Origin of the sequence: Pseudomonas sp. WSY_20, from assembly GCF_043104335.1 — a bacterium.
GTDB lineage: Bacteria > Pseudomonadota > Gammaproteobacteria > Pseudomonadales > Pseudomonadaceae > Aquipseudomonas > Aquipseudomonas parafulva_B.
In genome coordinates this window covers 89,618-110,416 of the sequence record NZ_JBICKP010000045.1, presented here as the reverse complement: position 1 = coordinate 110,416, position 20,799 = coordinate 89,618, and the positions used below count along the sequence as shown (strand labels likewise).

The window sequence follows — 20,799 nt, the reverse complement described above, 5'->3', positions numbered from 1 at the left end:
TGCATGGCATGCAGGAGGTCAGCGGTTCGATCCCGCTTAGCTCCACCAATTACTGCCAGGGTTTGCATTGCAGACTTTTGCGAAGGTTACGTCCCCTTCGTCTAGTGGCCTAGGACACCGCCCTTTCACGGCGGTAACAGGGGTTCGAGTCCCCTAGGGGACGCCACGTTTACCCGCGTTTTGCGGGACTTTAAAGGCTCATTCGCATATTGAATGGGCCTTTTGTTTTTTCTACCGAAAAAATCCCAACGCCGCCCTCCGTTCTGGGGTAGACATTTTTCGTTCGCTCACTGCTAAATCCCCCTTTTGCCCTTGGGACATCAACATGAGCTGGGACCTGCCCACACCTTTCATCATCGACGTGCATGTCGGCAGTGAAGACATCGATGGCCTGGGGCATGCCAACAATGCCGTCTACGTCACCTGGCTGGAGCGGTGCGCCTGGCGGCATTCCCAACGCCTGGGATTGGACCTGGCGGCGTATCGCCGGCTTGATCGCGCCATGGCGGTGGTCCGTCACGAAATCGATTACCTCGCCGCCGCTTACGAAGGTGACGAATTGGAATTAGCCACCTGGATCGTCGACTGGGACCAGCGTCTGCGCATGACCCGACGCTTTCAGCTGCGCCGTGCGCGCGATGGGGTAGTATTGCTCCGCGCCCGGACCACCTTTGCCTGTATCGAGCTCTCTACCGGCAAACCCAGGCGCATGCCTGCCGAATTTCTGGAAGGTTACGCGCCAGCGCTGATCCTGGCCTGAAGTACGCGCAAATTTTGCTAGACTGCCGCCTTTTGCGCCGAGATCATTCCATGCAAATTGCTCTGGCCCCGATGGAGGGGCTGGTCGACAACATTCTGCGAGACGTGCTGACCCGCGTAGGCGGCGTCGATTGGTGCGTCAGCGAATTCATCCGCGTCTGTGATCGTCTGCTGCCAGCTTCTTCGTTCCATAAACTGGCCCCCGAGCTGAGCAACGGCGCGCATACGGCGGCAGGGGTGCCCATGCGTGTGCAACTGCTGGGGTCTGACCCGGCGTGCCTTGCCGATAACGCTGCATTGGCCTGCGAGCTGGGCGCCCCGGTAATCGACCTCAACTTTGGCTGCCCTGCCAAGACGGTGAACAAGTCCCGGGGCGGGGCGGTGCTGCTCAAGGAGCCTGAGCTGCTTCACGCCATTGTCCGCGAGGTCCGGCGCGCGGTGCCTGCCTCGATCCCCGTCACCGCCAAGATGCGCCTGGGTTTTGACAGCCCGGACGGGGCGCTGGACTGTGGCGTGGCCCTGGCCGAGGGCGGGGCGGCCCATTTGGTGGTGCATGCGCGGACCAAGGTTGAAGGCTACAAGCCACCCGCGCACTGGGAATGGGTGGCGCGCGTTCAGGACGTGGTCAAGGTGCCGGTGTTTGCCAATGGCGAGATCTGGACAGTCGAGGACTGGCGTCGTTGCCGGGAAGTCAGCGGCGCCGAGCACATTATGCTGGGGCGTGGCCTGGTGTCTCGCCCGGACCTGGGTATGCAGATCGCCGCCGCCAATGCCGGGACGCCCTACCAGGCCATGGGTTGGGATCAACTGCTGCCGCTACTTCAGGCATTCTGGCGGCAGGCCCAGGCCAAACTGTCACCCCGTTACGCCCCTGGACGCATGAAGCAGTGGGTCGCCATGCTAACGCGCAGCTACCCCGAGGCCGTACTTCTGTTTGCCGAGTTGCGCCGCGAAGAGGACTGCACGCGCATCGGGCGCTTGCTTGGCCTGACGCCGACGGCAGATGAAGCACAGGTAGCGTGACCGCCTGGCACCGCCGAAATTTTTTTTGGCACTGCCCTTGAAAGCACATTGATGGGCCATATCTCTTGAGTACGCGATGCCGAATTCGGGTCGCGTAATGACTTACTTGCTGATATCTCAGGAGTTATGACCATGACTACCGCTTTCTCTCTTGCACCACTGTTCCGCCACTCCGTTGGTTTCGACCGCTTCAATGACCTGTTCGAATCCGCGGCCCGCAATGAGGCCGGTAGCAGCTACCCGCCCTACAACGTGGAAAAGCACGGTGATGACCAGTACCGCATTGTGGTTGCCGCGGCTGGTTTCCAGGAAGAGGATCTCGACCTTCAGGTCGAAAAAGGCGTGCTCACCGTTACCGGTGGCAAGCGTGACAATGGCTCGGCAGAAGTGACATACCTGCACCAGGGCATTGCCCAGCGCGCCTTCAAGCTCTCCTTCCGCCTGGCTGACCACATCGAGGTCAAGGCTGCTGGCTTGGCCAACGGTCTGCTCAGCATCGATCTGCTGCGTATCGTGCCTGAAGAAGCCAAGGCCAAACGCATCCCGATCAACGGCGAGCAACCCGCGCTGAATTGATCCAGCGCATCAACAGGAAGGGCACCCTAGGGTGCCCTTCTTGCGTTGTGCTGGCGCGCCGCCACTTCAGGGCGCTTGCAACAGTTGCCGAAACGCCTGCAGCGGCAAAGGCCGGCTGTGCAGGTAGCCCTGGTACAGGTGACACCCCAGTTTTTCCAGAAACGCCAGCTGTTCGGCCAGCTCTACACCCTCGGCGATTACCGCAAGCCCAAGGCTAAGCGCCATGGCCACGATGGCGCGGACGATTTCAGCATCGTTGGGGTCTATCGTCACGTCACGGACGAACGTCTGGTCGATCTTCAGGGCATCGACTGGAAGGCGTTTGAGGTAGGTCAGCGAGGAATACCCTGTGCCGAAGTCGTCCATGGCAAACGTTACCCCGTGGCTTTGCAACTCTCGCATCTTGGCGATGGTGTCTTCTAGGTTCTGGATGACGATACCTTCGGTGATCTCGAGCTTGAGCAGTTTCCTGGGCAGTTGACTGTCGTCGAGGCAGCGCAAGACGCGGCCAACAAAATCTTTCTGGCGAAATTGCCGCGGGCTGATGTTGACGCACAGGCTGAAATCGTCGACATCGATCAAGCCGTCGGCCAGCAGGTGGGCGCAGGCAACGCACGCCTCATCGAGTACCCAGTTGCCCACCTCCAGAATCAACCCGCTTTCCTCCAGGACCTGGATGAACTGGCCCGGCGACTGCTGGCCGAGTTGAGGGTGGTGCCAGCGTAGCAGCACCTCGGCGCCGACGATCCGTTTGTCGCGCGCGTCGACCTGTGGTTGGTAATGCAGGGCCATTTCGCCACGGGCCAGCGCCAGGCGTAGATCACTCTCCATGCGCAGGCGTTCGCTGGCCGCCTTCTGCATGGTGGCGTGAAACAGTTGAGTCGTATTGCGCCCGGAGTCCTTGGCGCGGTAAAGCGCGATGTCGGCGCGTTTGAGCAGATCGGCTGGGGTTGTGCCGTGGTCCGGGATCAAGGCCACGCCAATGCTGGGGGTCACCTGCAGGCGCTGGCCGTCGAGTGACATGGGCTGGGCCAACAGGGCGCGTACGGTGTCAGCCAGCTGGCGAACCGTATGCTCCACCTCATCACGATTGCCTTCCAGGCCGCTGAGCAGTACCACGAACTCGTCACCACCCAGCCGTGCCACGGTGTCCTCCACACGTACGCTGGCCTCAAGCCTGGCCGTGATGATCTTGAGCACGGCATCACCGACCGGGTGGCCCAGCGAGTCGTTGATGTGCTTGAAATGATCCAGGTCGAGGAAAAGCAGGGCACCACGCAAGTCGCGCCGCTTGAGCAGGGCAATCTGCTGACCCAGCCGCTCCATCAGCAGGGCACGGTTTGGAAGATTGGTCAGCGGGTCATGGTAGGCAAGGTGACGGATCTGTGCCTGAGCTTGTTTCAGTTGGCTGACGTCCCTGGCGGTCATCAGCAGGCACTCTACATCGTTGAGCATGATCTGCTCCACGGACACCTCTACCGTCAGGAGATCGCCGCGCTTGTTGCGCCCCAGCATTTCCCGATGATGTACCCGGCCATGCTCGCGCAGTTCAGCCAGCAAGGCGGTTCGCTGTTGCGCATCGGTCCAGATTCCGATGTCGAATACGGTGCGCCCGACGACGTCGCCCGCCGAGTATCCAGTCAGCCGGCAGAAACCGTCGTTGATTTCCAGGTAGCGCCCAGTTAGGCATTCGGTGATGGTGATGGCGTCCGGGCTTGAGTGAAACGCCTTGGCGAATTTCTCTTCGCTGGATTTGAGCGCAGCCTCTGCCCGCTGCTGTTGAGTGATATCGCGCAGCGTGGTGACGCTGCAGGGTTGGTTGTCCACCGTGATGAGGCGGCTGGAGATCAGGCAGGTCAAGGCTTCGCCACTGCGGTGGTGGACGACCAACGCCACGTTGCTCAAGACCTGCTCGCGGATGACCCGCTCGATGCGGTGGGCTCGCAGGGCAGATTCGGCCCACAGGCCTATCTCCTGGGCCGTGCGGCCGATCAACTGCTCGGTCGTCCAGCCGAAGGTGTGGGTAAAGGCGGGGTTGATCTCGATGAACTGTCCCGTGTCCTGACGCGTCACGCAGATCGGGTCGGGGCTGACTTGAAACAGGCTGGCAAACTTTTCTTCCGAGGCACTGAGGCGAAGCTCGCGTTCAACCTGGTCGGTGATGTCGAGCAGGGTGCCCGCCATGCGCAGAGGGTTGCTGTGCTCGTCGCGATACAAGCGCGCACGGCTTTCGATATACCGCGAGACGCCGTTCTCCAACTGTACCCGGTACGTGAACTGATAATTGCCGGCCGGCCCTTCGCGCAGGCTGCTGTAGGCCTTGCGCATGGAGAGGCGCTCCTGTTCCGGAACGCCTTCGAAAAACGCATCGAAGGATTCGTGAAAGGCTACTGGCGGCAGCCCGTGCAGTTGTGCAGCCCGGGCCGAACCGTAGAGCATGCCGCTGGGAATGTGCCAGTCCCACGTGCCCAGCTGCGCCGAGTCCAGCGCCAGGTCCAGACGCTCCTGGCTGTCCTTGAGGGCAAGGTCCGCGCGCTTGCGCTCGGTGGTGTCGACGAAGGTACTGAGCTGATAGGTGGTGCCTTCGAGCTCGATGCCCTGGGTGCAAAGGATGCCATCATGGACCTTGCCGTCGCTGCCGCGGAATTGCACCTCCATGGTCAACGGGCCGCCGCTCAGGCGGGAAGAATCGAGCATGTGCTGGCGTTGCGCGGCGTCGGCCCACAACCCCAATGCCACGCTGGTGCGGCCGATGACTTGGCTGGCGGGCCAGGCGAACGTATCTTCGAAGTGCTGATTGACTTCGAAGATCATGCCGTCATCACGACGGGTCAACAAAATGGCATTCGGGCTCAGGTGGAAGAGGGTAGCGAGGCGCTTTTCGGAATTCATTAGCGCGGTTTCCCGCTCGCGCTGGCGCGTGATCTCGCGTACTACCCCAATCATCTGCGGTCTGCCGTGCGGGTCGCAAGTCAGGCTGCCATTGATCTCCAGCCAATGCAGGCTGCCGTCTGGCCAGCGAATGCGGTGGCGCATGGCTCGCCCTACCGGTTCGCCATCGAACACCGCCTGAAACGCCTTGCGTGTTCGCGCGCGGTCCTCCTCGGCCAGCAGGTCCAGGTAGTCGATGTCTCCGGGCAGGGCGCGCAGCGGGTCGAAACCGAACAGGGCCTGGGTGCCCCGGGACCAACTGACCCGGCCGCTTTCGATATCCCAAAGCCACGCACCCAGGCGTGCACCGTTCAGGGCAGCCAACAGCTGCGGCGCACTCTGCCAAGCCTGCTCCGCCGCCTCGGGCTCTGCCGCATGGATTCGCGGCAGGCGCATCAAGCGATTTGCTGATTTGGGCATGATTACCAGACCTTTGGCATGGGACACATCCTTGAAGGGGCCGGGCTGACGGCTATTCAGGCGCTTGCCGCATGGCCATCGAGCAGGGCCATGAACGCCTTGGCAGCGTTGGACAGGGTGCGCTCGGTGTGCAGAATGTAGCCTAGCTGGCGGGACAACCCAATGCCGGGCAAGGCGATGGGCGCCACCTGTTCGTCAAGCATCGTGCGCGGCAGCACGCTCCACGCTAGGCCGATCGATACCATCATCTTGATGGTTTCCAGGTAGTTGGTGCTCATGGCGATGTTCGGTGTCAGGCCTTGGCTTTCGAACAGACGCTGGACAATGTGGTGGGTGAACGTATTGCCCCCTGGAAACACGGCGGGGTGGCACGCCACATCAGCAAGGGTAACGGCGTCGTTGTTGGCCAATGGGTGCTCCGGGGCGGCTACGAAATCCAGCGCGTCCTGCCATACCGGTACAGCGTTGATCAGGGGATGAGGTTCAGGTGCCAGGGTGATGACGGCGAGTTCGGCTCGACCATGCAGAATCTCATCGTAGGCCTGTTCCGAATCCAGGAACTGAATATCCAGCGCCACTGCCGGGTATTGGCGGGTGAAAGCCCGCAGCAGTGGGGGGAGGCGGTGCAGGCCGATGTGATGGCTTGTTGCCAGGGTCAGGCGCCCCCCCACTTCCCCTGACAGATTGGTCAGCGCCCGTCGGGTATCCTCCAGTACGTTGAGAATCTGGTAGGCCCTGGGCAACAGTGCCCGCCCGGCTTCGGTCAAGGTTATCTCGCGGCCCAGGCGGTCGAATAACCGTGTGCTCAACTGCTGCTCCAGGCCAGCAATGCGCTTGCTGACAGCGGGCTGGGTCAGGTACAGGCGTTCTGCCGCACTGGAAAAGCTGCCAGTTTCCGCAATGGCGATAAATGCGCTGAGATTGGCCAAGTCCATTTACTGAATTCCTTTTGGTTATCCAAAGGATAAAAAATATGAATTTGAGTTATTCAATCTAACCCCCTAGCATCGCCCATACAAGCCAAGTGGTCTTTGGCATAGAAAGACGCTGATGAGGAACAGTCCGATGGCTGGCAAAACGCTCTACGACAAACTCTGGGAAGCCCACGAGGTCAAGCGCCGTGACGACGGCTCGTCCTTGATCTACATCGACCGTCACATCATCCATGAAGTGACCTCCCCGCAGGCTTTCGAAGGGCTGCGCCTGGCCAAGCGCAAGCCATGGCGTATCGATGCCAACATCGCCACGCCCGACCATAACGTGCCGACCACCCCCGAGCGCAAGGGCGGGATCGAGGCCATCGTCGACCAGGTGTCGCGCCTGCAGGTGCAGACCCTCGACGAGAACTGTGACGAATACGGCATCGTCGAATTCAAGATGAACGACGAGCGCCAGGGCATCGTTCATGTCATCAGCCCCGAACAGGGCGCTACCTTGCCAGGCATGACCGTGGTCTGCGGCGACTCGCATACCTCAACCCACGGCGCCTTCGGTGCGCTGGCCCACGGCATCGGCACCTCCGAGGTCGAGCACGTGCTGGCTACCCAGTGCCTGGTGGCCAAGAAGATGAAGAACATGCTGGTGCGGGTCGAGGGGCAACTGTCGCCGGGTGTCACGGCCAAGGACATCGTCCTGGCGGTAATCGGCAAGATCGGCACTGCCGGTGGCAACGGTCACGCGATGGAGTTCGCCGGCAGTGCCATTCGCGCGTTGTCGATGGAAGGCCGCATGACCATCTGCAACATGTCCATCGAAGCCGGTGCCCGTGTCGGGTTGGTGGCCACTGACGCCACCACCATCGCTTATGTCGAAGGCCGCCCGTACTCGCCCAAGGGCGAGCAGTGGACCCGTGCTGTCCAGGCCTGGAAAGACCTGGTCTCCGATGAAGATGCGGTTTTCGATACCGTGGTCGAACTCGATGCCACGCAGATCAAGCCGCAGGTCAGCTGGGGTACCTCGCCAGAAATGGTGCTTGCCGTCGACAAGCGTGTGCCGGACCCGGCTGCCGAAGCCGACCTGGTCAAGCGTGGCTCCATTGAGCGCGCCTTGAAGTACATGGGCTTGAAGGCCAACCAGGCGATCACCGATATCCGCCTGGATCGCGTGTTCATAGGCTCGTGCACCAATTCGCGCATCGAAGACCTGCGCGCGGCAGCGGAGATCGCCAAGGGCCGCAAGGTGGCGAGCAGCGTCAAGCAAGCCATCGTCGTCCCCGGCTCGGGCCTGGTGAAGGCTCAGGCCGAGCGCGAAGGCCTGGACAAGATATTCGTCGAAGCCGGCTTCGAATGGCGCGAGCCAGGTTGCTCGATGTGCCTGGCCATGAACCCCGATCGGCTGGAAAGCGGCGAGCACTGCGCATCCACCTCCAACCGTAACTTCGAAGGGCGTCAGGGCGCAGGTGGCCGCACGCACCTGGTGAGCCCGGCCATGGCCGCCGCAGCCGCCGTCACCGGCCACTTCATCGATGTCCGCGAGTTGATCCAAGGGAGCGCAGCATGAAAGCTTTCACTCAGCACATTGGCCTGGTTGCGCCGTTGGACCGTGCCAACGTCGATACCGACCAGATCATCCCCAAGCAGTTCTTGAAGTCGATCAAGCGCACAGGCTTTGGCCCCAACCTGTTCGACGAATGGCGCTACCTGGACGTAGGTCAACCCTATCAGGACAACAGCAAGCGCCCGGTAAACGAGGAATTCGTGCTCAATCACCAGCGCTACCAAGGCGCCAGCGTGTTGTTGGCGCGGGAGAACTTCGGTTGCGGGTCCAGCCGTGAGCATGCCCCTTGGGCACTGGACGAGTACGGCTTTCGGAGCATCATCGCGCCCAGCTTTGCCGACATCTTTTTCAACAACAGCTTCAAGAATGGCTTGTTGCCGATCATCCTCAGCGATGAAGACGTCGATGAGCTGTTCAAGCAGGTGGAAGCTGCGCCAGGTTACCAGCTGACCATCGACCTGCAGGCCCAGGCGGTCACACGCCCAGATGGCAAGGTGCTGCACTTCGAGATCGACGCATTCCGCAAGCATTGCCTGCTCAATGGCCTGGACGACATTGGCCTGACCCTGCAGGACAGCGATGCGATCAAGGCGTTCGAGGACAAGCACCGTGCTGCGCAACCCTGGCTGTTTCGCGACGCCTGACTAAAGCCTGCGCGCTCGCCGGCCTGCTTGCCAGCAGGTCGGTGCAAGCGGCGTCACCCACGCACCGTGGCTCAAGCCAGTGCCACTGGCGCAATGGCCGAGCCCATATCGGCGACTACTCCACCACCAGGACATTCCAATGACGCGCACGCAGCATACCGATGTGGTTCAGCGCCAGTTCGGCGATCAGGCTGGGGCCTACCTTAGCAGCGCCGTGCATGCTCAAGGCAGCGAGTTCGCGCTGTTGCAGGCCCAGTTGCAGGGGCAGGTCGACGCACGCGTGCTGGACCTGGGCTGCGGGGCAGGTCACGTCAGCTTCCAGATTGCGCCGTTGGTGGCGCAGGTGGTCGCGTACGACCTTTCCCAGTCCATGCTGGACGTCGTCGCCAACGCTGCCGCCGATCGTGCGCTGACCAATATCATGACCGAGCGTGGCGCGGCAGAATCCCTGCCGTTTGCCGATGCTTCGTTCGATTATGTGTTCAGCCGCTACTCAGCCCATCACTGGAGCGACCTGGGCCTGGCGCTGCGCGAAGTGCGCCGCGTGCTCAAGCCAGGCGGTGTGGCTGCATTCATTGACGTCATGTCGCCGGGTAGCCCGCTGCTGGACACGTATCTGCAAGCAGTAGAGGTGTTGCGCGACACCAGTCACGTTCGCAATTACTCTGCTGCCCAGTGGCAGCGCCAGGTCAGCGAGGCCGGCCTGCGTGTTCGCAGTCATGCCCGGCAGTCACTGCGCCTGGAGTTCGGCAGTTGGGTCGAGCGCATGCGCACCCCTGAGCTGATGCGCCTGGCCATCCGCGAACTGCAGCAAGCCATGGGCGAAGAAGTACGGCAGTATTACCAGATCGAGGCCGATGGCTCGTTCAGCACGGATGTGCTGGTGCTGTGGGCAGAACGTTAAGCCTTTTTCGGCGCGGCCCCATTCGCCGCGCTGCGTGAATGCATAGAGGAAAGCATGAGCAAGCAGATTTTGATTCTTCCGGGTGATGGCATTGGTCCTGAAATCATGGCCGAAGCCGTCAAGGTGCTGGAGCTGGCCAATGACAAGTTCCAGCTCGACCTGAGCCTGACCCATGACGTGATCGGTGGCGCAGCCATCGACAAGCACGGGGTGCCGCTGGCCGATGAAACCCTGGAGCGTGCACGCCAGGCCGATGCCGTGCTGCTCGGCGCCGTGGGCGGTCCCAAGTGGGACAAGATCGAGCGTGACATTCGCCCTGAGCGCGGCCTGCTGAAGATCCGCTCGCAGCTGGGGCTGTTTGCCAACTTGCGCCCGGCCATTCTCTACCCGCAGCTGGCCGATGCGTCCTCGCTCAAGCCGGAAATCGTCTCTGGCCTGGACATCCTCATCGTGCGCGAGCTGACCGGCGGCATCTACTTCGGTGCCCCACGTGGTCAGCGCGAGCTTGAAGGTGGCGAGCGCCAGGCCTATGACACCTTGCCCTACAGCGAAAGCGAAGTGCGGCGCATCGCCCGCGTGGGTTTCGACATGGCGCGGGTGCGTGGCAAGAAGCTGTGCTCGGTGGACAAGGCCAACGTTCTGGCTTCCAGCCAGCTGTGGCGTGAAGTGGTCGAGAGCGTGGCACAGGATTACCCGGATGTGGAACTGAGCCACATGTATGTCGACAACGCGGCGATGCAGCTGGTGCGCGCGCCGAAGCAGTTCGACGTCATGGTGACCGACAACATGTTCGGCGACATTCTGTCGGATGAAGCTTCCATGCTGACCGGTTCCATCGGCATGCTGCCTTCGGCGTCGCTCGATGCCAACAACAAGGGCATGTACGAGCCTTGCCACGGCTCGGCGCCAGACATTGCCGGTGCAGGGATCGCCAACCCGTTGGCCACCATCCTGTCCGTGTCGATGATGCTGCGCTACAGCTTCGACCAGTCGGCTGCCGCCGAGGCCATCGAGCAGGCGGTCAGCCTGGTGCTTGACCAGGGCTTGCGCACTGGCGACATCTTCTCCGAAGGCTGCCGCAAAGTAGGTACGCAGGAAATGGGCGACGCAGTAGTCGCAGCGCTGCGGAATCTGTAATCTCTCTGGCCCGCCATCCCCAATCCCGATGGCGGCCCACTTTTAGCAAAGGTGTAGTTGCGATGAAACGTGTAGGTCTGATCGGTTGGCGCGGCATGGTTGGTTCCGTGCTCATGCAGCGAATGCTGGAGGAGCAGGATTTCGACCTTATCGAGCCCGTGTTCTTCACCACCTCCAATATTGGTGGCCAAGGCCCGAACGTGGGCAAGGATACCGCGCCGCTCAAGGACGCGTATTCCATCGAAGAGCTCAAGACCCTCGACGTGATCCTGACTTGCCAGGGCGGCGACTACACCAATGAAGTGTTCCCCAAGCTGCGCGAAGCAGGCTGGCAGGGCTACTGGATCGATGCGGCCTCGTCTTTGCGCATGCAGGATGATGCAGTCATCGTGCTCGACCCGGTCAACCGCAAGGTCATCGATCACCAGCTCGACGCCGGTACCCGCAACTTCATCGGCGGCAATTGCACGGTCAGCCTGATGCTGATGGGCCTTGGCGGATTGTTCGAAGCCGGTCTGGTGGACTGGATGAGTGCCATGACCTACCAGGCAGCGTCCGGTGCAGGGGCGCAGAACATGCGCGAGCTGATCAAGCAGATGGGCGCCACCCATGCGGCGGTCGCCGATGACCTGGCCAACCCGGCCAGTGCCATCCTCGACATCGACCGCAAAGTGGCCGAGGCCATGCGCAGCGAGGCCTATCCGGCTGAAAACTTCGGCGTCCCCCTGGCCGGCAGCCTGATCCCCTGGATCGACAAGGAATTGCCCAACGGCCAAAGCCGCGAAGAATGGAAGGCGCAGGCCGAAACCAACAAGATTCTGGGTCGCTTCAAGAACCCGATTCCGGTGGATGGCATCTGCGTGCGCATCGGTGCCATGCGTTGCCACAGCCAGGCGCTGACCATCAAGCTGAACAAGGATGTGCCGATCGCCGACATCGAAGGCATGATCAGCCAGCACAATCCTTGGGTGAAGCTGGTGCCCAACCAGCGTGAAATCAGCATGCAGGAACTGACCCCTACCAAGGTGACCGGCACGCTGAATATCCCGGTTGGACGTTTGCGCAAGCTGAACATGGGTTCCCAGTACCTGGGGGCGTTCACGGTGGGTGACCAACTGCTGTGGGGCGCTGCCGAGCCGCTGCGTCGCATGTTGCGGATCCTGCTGGAACGTTGATACAGCCATCTGTACCCGAACCCGCGCTGCTTCCAGCGCGGGTTTTTTATTTTGCGGCGCGCAGTGCAGGTGGCAGGGGAAGTCTGCGCACAGCGGGCGACTCCCTGCCACGGGTCGGCGTTGGCCTCGGTTGTGTAATGCAGGTAAAGTGCCGCTCCCGTTTCGCCAGAGGCAGCCTGCAATATGAAACCTTCATTCGATATCGCCGTCGTCGGTGCCACCGGCAGCGTCGGTGAGGCGTTGGTCCAGATTCTCGAAGAGCTGGATTTCCCGGTCGCCACCCTGCACCTGCTCGCCAGCATCGAGTCAGCGGGCAGTAGCGTGATGTTCGCCGGCAAGAAGCTCAAGGTACGTGAGGTCGAGGGGTTCGATTTCGCGCAGGTCAAGCTGGCGTTCTTTGCAGCCAGTGCCGCGGTCAGTCGCAGCTTCGCCACCGACGCTGTGCAAGCGGGCTGCACCGTCATCGACCTGTCCGGTGCCCTGGACAACGCACTGGCTGTCGTTCCAGAAGCCAACGCCGATCAAGTGGCTGGGCTGAAGCTGCCCGCGCTGATCACCAGCCCCTGTTCAGGCGCCGTGGCCGCCGCCGTCGCCCTGGCCCCGATCAAGCATTTGCTGGACATCGAGCATGTTCAGGTGGTGGCGTCTTTGGCAGTGTCGGCTCAAGGCCGTGAGGCGGTCAACGAGCTTGCGCGGCAAACGGCCGAGTTGCTCAATGCCCGCCCGTTGGAACCGCACTTCTTCGACCGCCAGGTCGCCTTCAACGTGTTGGCCCAGGTCGGCAAGGTCGACGAACAGGGCCATACCACCGTGGAGCGGCGCATGGTGCAGGAGCTGCGCGAGCTGTTGGGCCAGCCTGAACTGAGTATTTCAACAAGCTGCACTCAAGTCCCGGTCTTTTTCGGCGATAGCTTCAATGTGGCCGTGCAGTGCCGCCACGCCGTGGATCTGGCGGCCGTCAACCAGGCGTTGGAGGTGGCGCCTGGCATCGAACGGGTAGACCTGGACGACTATCCAACGCCGGTGGGCGACGCAGTCGGGCAGGACGTGGTCTATGTTGGACGTGTACGCCATGGTGTTGATCAAGCGCAGCAGCTCAACCTTTGGCTGACCACCGACAATGTGCGCAAGGGCGCGGCGCTAAACGCTGTGCAGGTGGCGCAATTGTTGATTAAACACGGTCTGTAAAAGATACTGGCAGGCACTTTTGTCCTGCTCTGCCTGCACGTTTCGGGACGATCCATACAAGGGAAGAGTTCATGCTTCGAATCCGCAAACTGGTTCTGGCCATGGCAGCAGCCTCGGCGCTGTCCTCGGGCATGGCCAATGCTCTGGGCCTGGGAGAGCTGACCCTCAAGTCGGCGCAGAACCAGCCCCTGGAGGCCGAGATCGAACTGCTCGATGTGCGAGACCTGACCGCGGCGCAGTTGGCACCGAGCCTGGCCCCGCCTGAGGAATTCGCCAAGGCAGGCGTGAACTTCTCGAGCGCCCTGCAGGACTTGCGCTTCACGCCCGTGATCAACCCCAATGGCCGAAGCGTGCTTCGCGTGACCTCCAGCCAGCCCATGCCGGGGCCAGTGGTCAAGTTCCTGGTGCAGGTGATGTGGCCTCAAGGCCGCCTGTTGCGTGACTACAACGTCCTGCTGGATCAGGCCAAGGCCCAGGGCCCAGAAGCCGCAACAGGCAATGTCGCCGCTGCGACCACCGGCCCTGGCAGCTACACGACCCAGCGCCGCGATACTCTGTGGCAGATCGCAGCGCGTAATGCCCAGGGTGGATCGATCCAGCAAACGATGATCGCGATCCAGGCGCTGAACCCGGATGCGTTCATCGGCAACAACATCAACCAGCTCAAGGTTGGCCAGGTATTGCGCCTGCCCGATCAGCAACAGATCCAGAGCATCGCCCAAGGCGAAGCCAATCGCGAGGTCGCTGAGCAGTACGCGGCTTGGCGCGAGGGGCGTCGCCTGGGGCCGCGTGCCCGCCAGCTCGACGCCACCCGGCGTGGTGCCGCAGACGCCGCGCCCGCTGCCATCGCCCAAGGCGACAACCTGCGTCTGGTCAGCCCCGGCAACCAGCCTGGTGCTGGGCAGGCCAAGGCGCTGAACGACAAGTTGGCAGTGGCGCAGGAAAGCCTGGACACCAGTCGCCGCGACAACGAAGAACTCAAAAGCCGCATGTCCGACCTGCAGAGCCAGTTGGACAAGCTGCAGCGCCTGATCGAGCTCAAGAACGATCAGTTGGCCCGGCTGGAAGCGCAAGGCGCGGCTACCCCTGCGCCAGCAGCGACTGTCCCTGGCGAACCCGGTCAGCAGGCCCCGGCGCCGTCCCAGGCGGCTGTGCCTGTGACCGATCCGGTGCCGACGGCGAGCCAGCCGACCGTTCCCGATCAACCCGTGATCGCGCCAGCGCCCTCGGTTGCGCCAGACGCTCAACCCGCCGCACAAGCTCCGTCGGGCAGCACCCTGGACGACGTGCTCGCAAGCCGCTGGTTGCTATGGCTGATCGCCGGTTCTACCGTCTTGGTCCTGGCGCTGCTGCTCTGGCTGCTGGCGCGTAAGCGCAGGGCCCAACAGGAAGCCGAAAAGCATTTGCGCATGGCGCGCGCTTTGGAGGAGGAGCAGATCGAGGGTTTCGATCCAGAGGACGACAGCCTTGATGGCGTCGAAGTCGTGCCCCCGACTGTTACGCTGTCGCCAGCCGCAGTCGCCGCCTCAGCGGCAGCCGCAGCGGCCTCTGAAAAACCGGCTGCACAGCCTGTGCGTGAGCCTGCGGCAGACCCTTATGGGCCATTGTTGGCACAGGCGGACACGTGCATTGCCGAAGGCCGCCTGAACCGCGCCACCGAGCTGCTGGAGCCTGCAGTTGCCAGCGCGCCCAGACGCGATGACCTGCGCTTGAAGTTGATGGAGGTCTATGCCCGCCAAGGTGATCAAAGCGCATTCGCCGAGCAGGAGCGCCAGTTGCCGGCGACGGCCGGGAACACGGCAGAAGTGGCCAGCCTTCGCGAGCGTTACCCGGCGATGTTGGCCCTCGCCGCAGCCGGCGTGGGGGCTGCTGCCTTGGCAGCCAAGCTAGACGAGCAGTATGTGCAAGGGCTGCTCGATGATCAGCCAGGTTCACCGCATGCAGAGCCAGCAGAGTCGGACACACAGGCCGCCGCCGGGCCGGACGCCTTCGACGATATTCCGACGCTCGACACTGCGGCGCTGGATGATCAGGCGCTGGAGGACAACTTCGACTTGAGCCTGGACGACCCCTCTCCCGAGCCCGCGACATCGGCTGCCGACCCGGCCGATGAGGCGCTCTCTGCAGGAGGGCAGATACAAGACCCGGCCGATGCAGACTTCGAAACCTTGCTGGCGCAGGCCAGTGCTGGAGCTCAACCCGCCCAGGACCTGTCCGATTTCGACCTGGACATCGGTGAGCCCGAGGGGGCGGGTGGTCGGGATGACGCTGCGCCAAGTACGGTCGATCCGGTACCGGCTTTCGATCCGGCCACCGATTTCGACCTGCCGGCGGACTTCGACCTGTCCCTGCAGGACGACTCGCCAGGCGCGCAGCAGTTCGCCTCCGAGCTCGATGACGTCAACGCCGAGCTGGACAAGCTTTCACAAAGCCTGGAGTCGCCCTCCCTGGAGCCTCACTTCACTGCCGAGGACGCCGCTGCGCAACCTGAGCTCGAACCGATCGACGACCTGGATTTCGATTTCTTTTCCGGAGCCGACGAAGTGGCCACCAAGCTCGATCTGGCCCGCGCCTACATCGATATGGGTGATCACCAGGGCGCTCGCGACATCCTTGATGAAGTGGTCAAGGATGGCGATGAGCGTCAGCGCGAGGAAGCAGAGGACATGCTTTCGCGTCTGGTCTAGGCCCTCGCGTGAAGCCCTTGGGTTGTAACGCGTGAACCTGATGGCAGCCCTGAACGGCTGCCATTGTCGTTATAATCCCCGGCATTTGGTTCACCAACAGGTTGCAGATTCTTGGACATCATCGACACCGCCTCGGCCGAATCCGCTGCCGAAGGCTGCACGCGCATCGCCCTGGGTGTGGAATACAAGGGCGCCCGCTACCGCGGCTGGCAGCGTCAGGCCAGCGGCGTGCCCAGCGTTCAGCAAGCGTTGGAACAGGCACTTTCCAAAGTGGCCAACGAACCCATTTCAGTCGTTTGTGCAGGGCGTACCGATGCCGGCGTGCATGGCTGTGGGCAGGTCGTGCACTTCGACACCCGAGCGGTGCGTGATGAACGTGCCTGGACCATGGGCACCAATTTCAACTTGCCCCATGACATCAGCGTCGTGTGGTCCAGGCCCATGCCTGCCGATTTTCATGCGCGGTTCAAGGCTTGTGCCAGGCGCTATCGCTACGTGATTTACAACGACCCGATTCGGCCTGCTCACCTGGCCGAGGAGGTGACCTGGAATCATCGCCCGCTCGACGTCGAGCGCATGGCCCAGGCTGCCTCAAGTTTGCTTGGCACCCATGATTTCAGCGCGTTCCGCGCTAGCCAGTGTCAGGCCAAGTCGCCGATCAAGCACATTTACCACCTGCGGGTGACGCGTCACGGGCAGATGATCGTGCTGGATGTCCGGGCTACCGCCTTCCTGCATCACATGGTGCGCAACATTGCTGGCGTGCTGATGGCTATCGGCGCAGGGGAGCGGCCGGTTGAGTGGGCGCGCCAGGTGCTGGAGGGACGGGACCGCCGCGAAGGTGGCGTCACGGCCCACCCCTACGGGCTTTACCTGGTCCAGGTGGAGTACCCAGAGGCGTTTGCGCTGCCTGAGCGTTACATTGGCCCACACTTTCTGACGGGCTACGATGCATTGGCGGACTGACGCACGAAGCGCCATTTGCTAAGATTCCGCCTTTGACCGCGCAAACAGGTGGCTGTCCATGAGCATCGTTCGCAGTAAAATCTGCGGGATCACCCGCATCGAAGACGCTCTGGCAGCTGCCGAGGCCGGCGCCGATGCCATCGGGCTGGTCTTCTATGCCAAGAGCCCGCGTGCCGTGAGCGTACAGCAGGCGCGTGCCATCATTGCCGAGCTGCCGCCCTTCGTGACCACGGTCGGGTTGTTCGTCAATGCCACGCGTTGCGAGCTGAGCGAAATACTCGAAGCGGTGCCCCTGGATCTTTTGCAGTTCCATGGTGATGAAACCCCGCACGATTGCGCAGGCCATCACCGGCCGTGGATCAAGGCACTGCGAGTACGCCCGGATGACGACCTGAAACTTGCGTGCCGGCAATATGCTGGCGCATCCGGTATCTTGCTGGACACCTTCGTGCCGGGTGTGCCTGGGGGCACGGGCGAAGCGTTCGACTGGTCACTGGTGCCTGCCGACCTGGGCAAGCCGATCATCCTGGCCGGTGGCCTGTCGGCGGACAACGTCGGGCAGGCGATCGCCCAGGTGCGCCCGTACGCGGTCGATGTCAGCGGCGGGGTCGAGCAAGCCAAGGGCATCAAGGATGCGGCCAGAATAGAAGCATTCGTACGCGCGGTGAAACAGGCTTGAGCAGATGTGACGGCAGGCAGCGTGCCATCGTCCATAGCTATCTCAGCCCCGTGGGCCGGCTGGCCCCGCGTGGGGCGGTCAACCGAATTGTTCAGGGTGGCGCGGCAGGGGTACTGAACCCGGATCGTCGTTTCACCCACGTTTTAAGCATTTGAGCTCAAAAGGGCAGGGCAGGCCGGCTACGCTGGCCCCCTCCCGCCGATACTGGAGAAAGAAAGCATGAGCAACTGGTTAGTCGACAAACTGATCCCTTCCATCATGCGTTCCGAGGTGAAGAAGAGCTCGGTACCTGAAGGCCTGTGGCACAAATGCCCGTCCTGTGAGGCCGTGCTGTACCGTCCGGAGCTGGAAAAGACCCTGGACGTATGCCCCAAGTGCAACCACCACATGCGCATCGGCGCACGTGCTCGCATCGATATCTTCCTGGATGCCGAGGGCCGTGCCGAGCTGGGCGCTGATCTTGAGCCGGTCGACCGGTTGAAGTTCCGCGACGGCAAGAAGTACAAGGACCGCCTGACCGGCGCGCAGAAGCAGACCGGTGAAAAGGACGCCCTGATCTCCATGAGCGGCACCCTGATGGGCATGCCGATCGTGGTCAGTGCGTTCGAATTCTCCTTCATGGGCGGTTCCATGGGTGCCATCGTCGGCGAGCGCTTCGTGCGCGCAGCCAATTATGCCTTGGAGCATCGCTGCCCAATGGTGTGTTTCTCGGCTTCCGGCGGTGCCCGCATGCAGGAAGCGCTGATCTCGCTGATGCAGATGGCCAAGACCTCTGCCGTGCTGGCGCGTCTGCGTGAAGAAGGCATCCCGTTCATCTCGGTACTGACCGACCCGGTCTACGGTGGCGTGTCCGCCAGCCTGGCGATGCTGGGCGATGTCATCGTTGGCGAACCCAAGGCCCTGATCGGCTTTGCCGGCCCGCGCGTCATCGAGCAGACCGTACGCGAGAAGCTGCCTGAAGGCTTCCAGCGTAGCGAATTCCTGCTGGAGCACGGTGCCATCGACCTGATCATCTCTCGTGGCGACCTGCGTCCACGGCTGGCGCGCCTGCTGGCCCAGATGACCGGCCAGCAGACGCCGGTCGAAGCCCTCGAGGCGGCTGCGGTCGCGTGATGACCCAACGGACCCTTGGCGAGTGGCTCGCCTATCTTGAGCAGTTGCACCCCTCGGCCATCGACATGGGGCTGGAGCGGTCGCAGGCGGTGCTGGCGCGCCTGGCGTTGGGCAAGCTTGCCCCACGTGTGGTGACGGTAACGGGCACCAACGGCAAGGGGTCGACCTGCGCGTTCCTCGCTTCGCTGCTGCGTGCCCAGGGGTTGAAGGTTGGCGTGTACAGCTCGCCGCACTTGCTGCGCTACAACGAGCGGGTGATCATCGACGGCGTCGAAGCCAGCGATGCGCAGTTGTGCGAGGCGTTCGCAGCGGTCGAGGCGGCGCGCGGCGAAATCTCCCTGACCTATTTCGAGATGGGTACCCTGGCGGCGTTCTGGCTGTTCGAGCGTTCGCAGCTCGACGCAGTGGTGCTGGAAGTCGGGCTGGGCGGGCGGTTGGACACGGTGAATGTCGTGGACGCCGACATCGCGCTGGTGACCAGCATCGGGGTCGACCACATCGATTACCTGGGCGATACCCGCGAGCAGGTGGCCTTCGAGAAGGCCGGTATCTTCCGTGCCGGCAAGCCTGCGCTCTGTGGCGACCTCGATCCGCCCCAGCCGCTCCTGGACAAGGCCAGCGAACTGGCGGCCCCGCTGCGGTTGCGGGGTCGCGACTTCGACCTTCAGGTGGCCGAGCATGGCTGGAGCTGGTACGGGACGTCCGGCGAAGGTGAAAAAGTCACCTTGATGGACCTGCCCCTGCTGGACCTGCCCATGGAAAACGCAGCCTTGGCCCTGCAAGCCTACCTGCTGAGCGGCCTGCCCTGGAGCCCTGCGCAGCTGAGCCAGGCATTGGTCCAGACGCGCATCACGGGTCGTCTCGACCGGCGCGTGATCCACTGGCGTGGCGTCGCGGTGGAGCTGCTGCTGGATGTGGGGCATAACCCACATGCAGCGCAGTACCTGGCCCGGCGTCTGGCATCCCGACCACTGATCGGTCGGCGTCTGGCCGTGTTCGGCTTGCTTTGCGACAAGGACCTCGAGGGTGTGATTGCGTCCTTGCATCCCTTGGTCGATGAGTGGGCCGTTGCGCCGCTTGCCACCCCGCGTACCCGGCCCGCCGCGCAATTGGCAGAGGCCCTGACGAACCTCGGCGCCACGGTGAAGTCTTATGCCAGCGTCGACGCTGCCCTGGAGGGGCAGTGCGCGAACGCCACGGCAGATGATCAGATCCTGCTGTTCGGTTCGTTTTTCTGTGTCGCTCAGGCGCTGGAATGGTTGCAGCGGCATCCCCAGGAGGGTGGGATAGATGGCAGTGCTGGATAAAGGAATGAAGCAGCGCATGATCGGTGCGCTGGTGCTGGTGGCGCTGGCGGTGATTTTCCTGCCGATGCTGTTTTCGCGGCAGGATGAAATGCGTGAGGTGCATGTCGATGCCCCAAAAGCGCCTGCTGCACCGTCGCTGCCTGAAGTAAAGGTCGACCCTGTTGCCGTGCCAGAACCCCAGGCCTTGCCGGAGCAAGCGGACCCGTCGCCGGTGGTGGTAGACGAGTCGTCCGCGCCTGCGCGTGCGCCCAGCCAACCCATCACGCCGTCGCCGCAGACACAGCAGGCCCAGCCTGCGCCGGCGGCCGTGGCCAAGGCCGAGCCCAAGGCGCCGGCCGCTTCTGCGCCAACTGCGACGTCGACCAAAGCTGCCGCGTCGTCCAAACTCGACGCCAACGGCCTGCCGGTCAGTTGGTCGATCCAGTTGGCGAGCCTGTCCAACCGGGCAGGCGCCGAGAAGCTTCAGCAGACCTTGCGTAGCCAAGGCTACAACGCCTATATCCGTGCGGCCGGTGGCATGAACCGGGTGTATGTCGGCCCGCTTATCGAGCGTGCCGACGCCGAGCGCACCCGCGATGCCATCAACCGCCAGAACAGCCTCAAGGGCTTTGTCGTGCGCTTCCAGCCGGAACGCAGCTGAAGGCGAGGGGCGGCATCACCGTCCCGTGCCAGGCAGCGAGCCTGCGGGCGGTGCCCTGCAGGCTCGCTGTGCTGGCTGGATCATCCACTGACATTCCGCTTACCCAAGCCCTCGTCGCTCTGGTAAAATCCGCCGCCTCAACGATCTGCAGGCA

General features: G+C 62.7%; 17 protein-coding genes and 1 tRNA gene. 16 read left to right on the top strand and 2 right to left on the bottom strand.

The genetic code is table 11. The annotated features are described in order from the left end of the window. Nucleotides 1-90: 90 nt before the first annotated feature. The 4 genes from ACF8E5_RS11780 to ACF8E5_RS11765 all read left to right on the top strand — a co-directional run bounded on the left by ACF8E5_RS11780 (nucleotide 91) and on the right by ACF8E5_RS11765 (nucleotide 2,358). Nucleotides 91-166: transfer RNA gene (locus ACF8E5_RS11780), tRNA-Glu, on the top strand. A 159-nt stretch (nucleotides 167-325) separates the two neighbouring features. Continuing rightward, the gene (locus tag ACF8E5_RS11775) at nucleotides 326-760 is read left to right on the top strand and encodes an acyl-CoA thioesterase (protein WP_392475313.1); all 435 of its coding nucleotides are present in this window, start codon (nucleotides 326-328) and stop codon (nucleotides 758-760) included. Nucleotides 761-810: 50 nt separating this feature from the next. Beyond that, nucleotides 811-1,782, top strand: a complete 972-nt coding sequence (locus ACF8E5_RS11770; protein WP_058637682.1) for a tRNA-dihydrouridine synthase — start codon at nucleotides 811-813, stop codon at nucleotides 1,780-1,782. Between the two features lie 132 nt (nucleotides 1,783-1,914). After that, nucleotides 1,915-2,358, top strand: a complete 444-nt coding sequence (locus ACF8E5_RS11765; RefSeq protein ID WP_027916483.1) for an Hsp20 family protein — start codon at nucleotides 1,915-1,917, stop codon at nucleotides 2,356-2,358. Nucleotides 2,359-2,424: 66 nt separating this feature from the next. Here ACF8E5_RS11765 and ACF8E5_RS11760 read toward each other — a convergent pair whose 3' ends face one another. Further along, the gene (locus ACF8E5_RS11760) at nucleotides 2,425-5,709 is read right to left on the bottom strand and encodes an EAL domain-containing protein (protein WP_392475312.1); all 3,285 of its coding nucleotides are present in this window, start codon (nucleotides 5,707-5,709) and stop codon (nucleotides 2,425-2,427) included. Between the two features lie 56 nt (nucleotides 5,710-5,765). Continuing rightward, complete coding sequence (locus ACF8E5_RS11755) at nucleotides 5,766-6,644, bottom strand: LysR family transcriptional regulator (protein ID WP_058637680.1); 879 nt, start codon at nucleotides 6,642-6,644, stop codon at nucleotides 5,766-5,768. 130 nt (nucleotides 6,645-6,774) lie between these two features. Between ACF8E5_RS11755 and leuC the strand changes: the two genes are divergently transcribed. From leuC to ACF8E5_RS11695, 12 genes are all read left to right on the top strand, one after another. Further along, nucleotides 6,775-8,208, top strand: a complete 1,434-nt coding sequence (gene leuC, locus ACF8E5_RS11750) for a 3-isopropylmalate dehydratase large subunit (protein WP_392475310.1) — start codon at nucleotides 6,775-6,777, stop codon at nucleotides 8,206-8,208. Next, nucleotides 8,205-8,849: a 3-isopropylmalate dehydratase small subunit gene (gene leuD, locus ACF8E5_RS11745; protein ID WP_058605545.1), complete on the top strand. Its 645-nt coding sequence runs from the start codon at nucleotides 8,205-8,207 to the stop codon at nucleotides 8,847-8,849. The genes leuC and leuD overlap by 4 nt, the downstream gene beginning before the upstream one ends. A gap of 139 nt (nucleotides 8,850-8,988) precedes the next feature. After that, the gene (locus ACF8E5_RS11740) at nucleotides 8,989-9,753 is read left to right on the top strand and encodes a class I SAM-dependent methyltransferase (RefSeq protein ID WP_058637678.1); all 765 of its coding nucleotides are present in this window, start codon (nucleotides 8,989-8,991) and stop codon (nucleotides 9,751-9,753) included. A gap of 54 nt (nucleotides 9,754-9,807) precedes the next feature. Continuing rightward, nucleotides 9,808-10,890, top strand: coding sequence for a 3-isopropylmalate dehydrogenase (leuB, locus tag ACF8E5_RS11735; protein ID WP_023535973.1), 1,083 nt, complete (start codon nucleotides 9,808-9,810; stop codon nucleotides 10,888-10,890). A 62-nt stretch (nucleotides 10,891-10,952) separates the two neighbouring features. Further along, on the top strand, nucleotides 10,953-12,065 hold the full coding sequence (gene asd, locus ACF8E5_RS11730; protein WP_058637677.1) for an aspartate-semialdehyde dehydrogenase: 1,113 nt from the start codon (nucleotides 10,953-10,955) through the stop codon (nucleotides 12,063-12,065). 183 nt (nucleotides 12,066-12,248) lie between these two features. Continuing rightward, complete coding sequence (locus tag ACF8E5_RS11725) at nucleotides 12,249-13,253, top strand: aspartate-semialdehyde dehydrogenase (protein WP_392475309.1); 1,005 nt, start codon at nucleotides 12,249-12,251, stop codon at nucleotides 13,251-13,253. 71 nt (nucleotides 13,254-13,324) lie between these two features. Next, nucleotides 13,325-15,940: a FimV/HubP family polar landmark protein gene (locus tag ACF8E5_RS11720; protein ID WP_392475308.1), complete on the top strand. Its 2,616-nt coding sequence runs from the start codon at nucleotides 13,325-13,327 to the stop codon at nucleotides 15,938-15,940. A 111-nt stretch (nucleotides 15,941-16,051) separates the two neighbouring features. Beyond that, nucleotides 16,052-16,906 carry a tRNA pseudouridine(38-40) synthase TruA gene (gene truA, locus ACF8E5_RS11715; RefSeq protein WP_058605539.1) on the top strand — a complete coding sequence of 285 codons (855 nt, stop codon included), beginning with the start codon at nucleotides 16,052-16,054 and terminating at the stop codon, nucleotides 16,904-16,906. A gap of 58 nt (nucleotides 16,907-16,964) precedes the next feature. Next, nucleotides 16,965-17,585 (top strand): phosphoribosylanthranilate isomerase, encoded by a 621-nt coding sequence (locus ACF8E5_RS11710; protein ID WP_145256428.1) that lies wholly within the window; start codon nucleotides 16,965-16,967, stop codon nucleotides 17,583-17,585. Between the two features lie 219 nt (nucleotides 17,586-17,804). Further along, the gene (gene accD, locus ACF8E5_RS11705) at nucleotides 17,805-18,698 is read left to right on the top strand and encodes an acetyl-CoA carboxylase, carboxyltransferase subunit beta (RefSeq protein ID WP_023535975.1); all 894 of its coding nucleotides are present in this window, start codon (nucleotides 17,805-17,807) and stop codon (nucleotides 18,696-18,698) included. After that, on the top strand, nucleotides 18,698-20,005 hold the full coding sequence (gene folC, locus ACF8E5_RS11700; protein WP_392475306.1) for a bifunctional tetrahydrofolate synthase/dihydrofolate synthase: 1,308 nt from the start codon (nucleotides 18,698-18,700) through the stop codon (nucleotides 20,003-20,005). Before accD ends, folC begins: the two co-directional genes overlap by 1 nt. Beyond that, nucleotides 19,989-20,645, top strand: a complete 657-nt coding sequence (locus tag ACF8E5_RS11695; protein ID WP_058605535.1) for an SPOR domain-containing protein — start codon at nucleotides 19,989-19,991, stop codon at nucleotides 20,643-20,645. The genes folC and ACF8E5_RS11695 overlap by 17 nt, the downstream gene beginning before the upstream one ends. Nucleotides 20,646-20,799 lie beyond the last annotated feature (154 nt).

Coding starts and splice junctions, on each gene's coding strand:
- ACF8E5_RS11740 (WP_058637678.1), top strand. CDS start 8,989: ATGACGCGCACGCAGCATACCGATGTGGTTCAGCGCCAGTTCGGCGAT.
- leuB (WP_023535973.1), top strand. CDS start 9,808: ATGAGCAAGCAGATTTTGATTCTTCCGGGTGATGGCATTGGTCCTGAA.
- ACF8E5_RS11695 (WP_058605535.1), top strand. CDS start 19,989: ATGGCAGTGCTGGATAAAGGAATGAAGCAGCGCATGATCGGTGCGCTG.
- asd (WP_058637677.1), top strand. CDS start 10,953: ATGAAACGTGTAGGTCTGATCGGTTGGCGCGGCATGGTTGGTTCCGTG.
- ACF8E5_RS11710 (WP_145256428.1), top strand. CDS start 16,965: ATGAGCATCGTTCGCAGTAAAATCTGCGGGATCACCCGCATCGAAGAC.
- folC (WP_392475306.1), top strand. CDS start 18,698: ATGACCCAACGGACCCTTGGCGAGTGGCTCGCCTATCTTGAGCAGTTG.
- ACF8E5_RS11770 (WP_058637682.1), top strand. CDS start 811: ATGCAAATTGCTCTGGCCCCGATGGAGGGGCTGGTCGACAACATTCTG.
- leuC (WP_392475310.1), top strand. CDS start 6,775: ATGGCTGGCAAAACGCTCTACGACAAACTCTGGGAAGCCCACGAGGTC.
- ACF8E5_RS11720 (WP_392475308.1), top strand. CDS start 13,325: ATGCTTCGAATCCGCAAACTGGTTCTGGCCATGGCAGCAGCCTCGGCG.
- ACF8E5_RS11775 (WP_392475313.1), top strand. CDS start 326: ATGAGCTGGGACCTGCCCACACCTTTCATCATCGACGTGCATGTCGGC.
- ACF8E5_RS11760 (WP_392475312.1), bottom strand. CDS start 5,709: ATGCCCAAATCAGCAAATCGCTTGATGCGCCTGCCGCGAATCCATGCG.
- ACF8E5_RS11765 (WP_027916483.1), top strand. CDS start 1,915: ATGACTACCGCTTTCTCTCTTGCACCACTGTTCCGCCACTCCGTTGGT.
- accD (WP_023535975.1), top strand. CDS start 17,805: ATGAGCAACTGGTTAGTCGACAAACTGATCCCTTCCATCATGCGTTCC.
- ACF8E5_RS11725 (WP_392475309.1), top strand. CDS start 12,249: ATGAAACCTTCATTCGATATCGCCGTCGTCGGTGCCACCGGCAGCGTC.
- ACF8E5_RS11755 (WP_058637680.1), bottom strand. CDS start 6,644: ATGGACTTGGCCAATCTCAGCGCATTTATCGCCATTGCGGAAACTGGC.
- leuD (WP_058605545.1), top strand. CDS start 8,205: ATGAAAGCTTTCACTCAGCACATTGGCCTGGTTGCGCCGTTGGACCGT.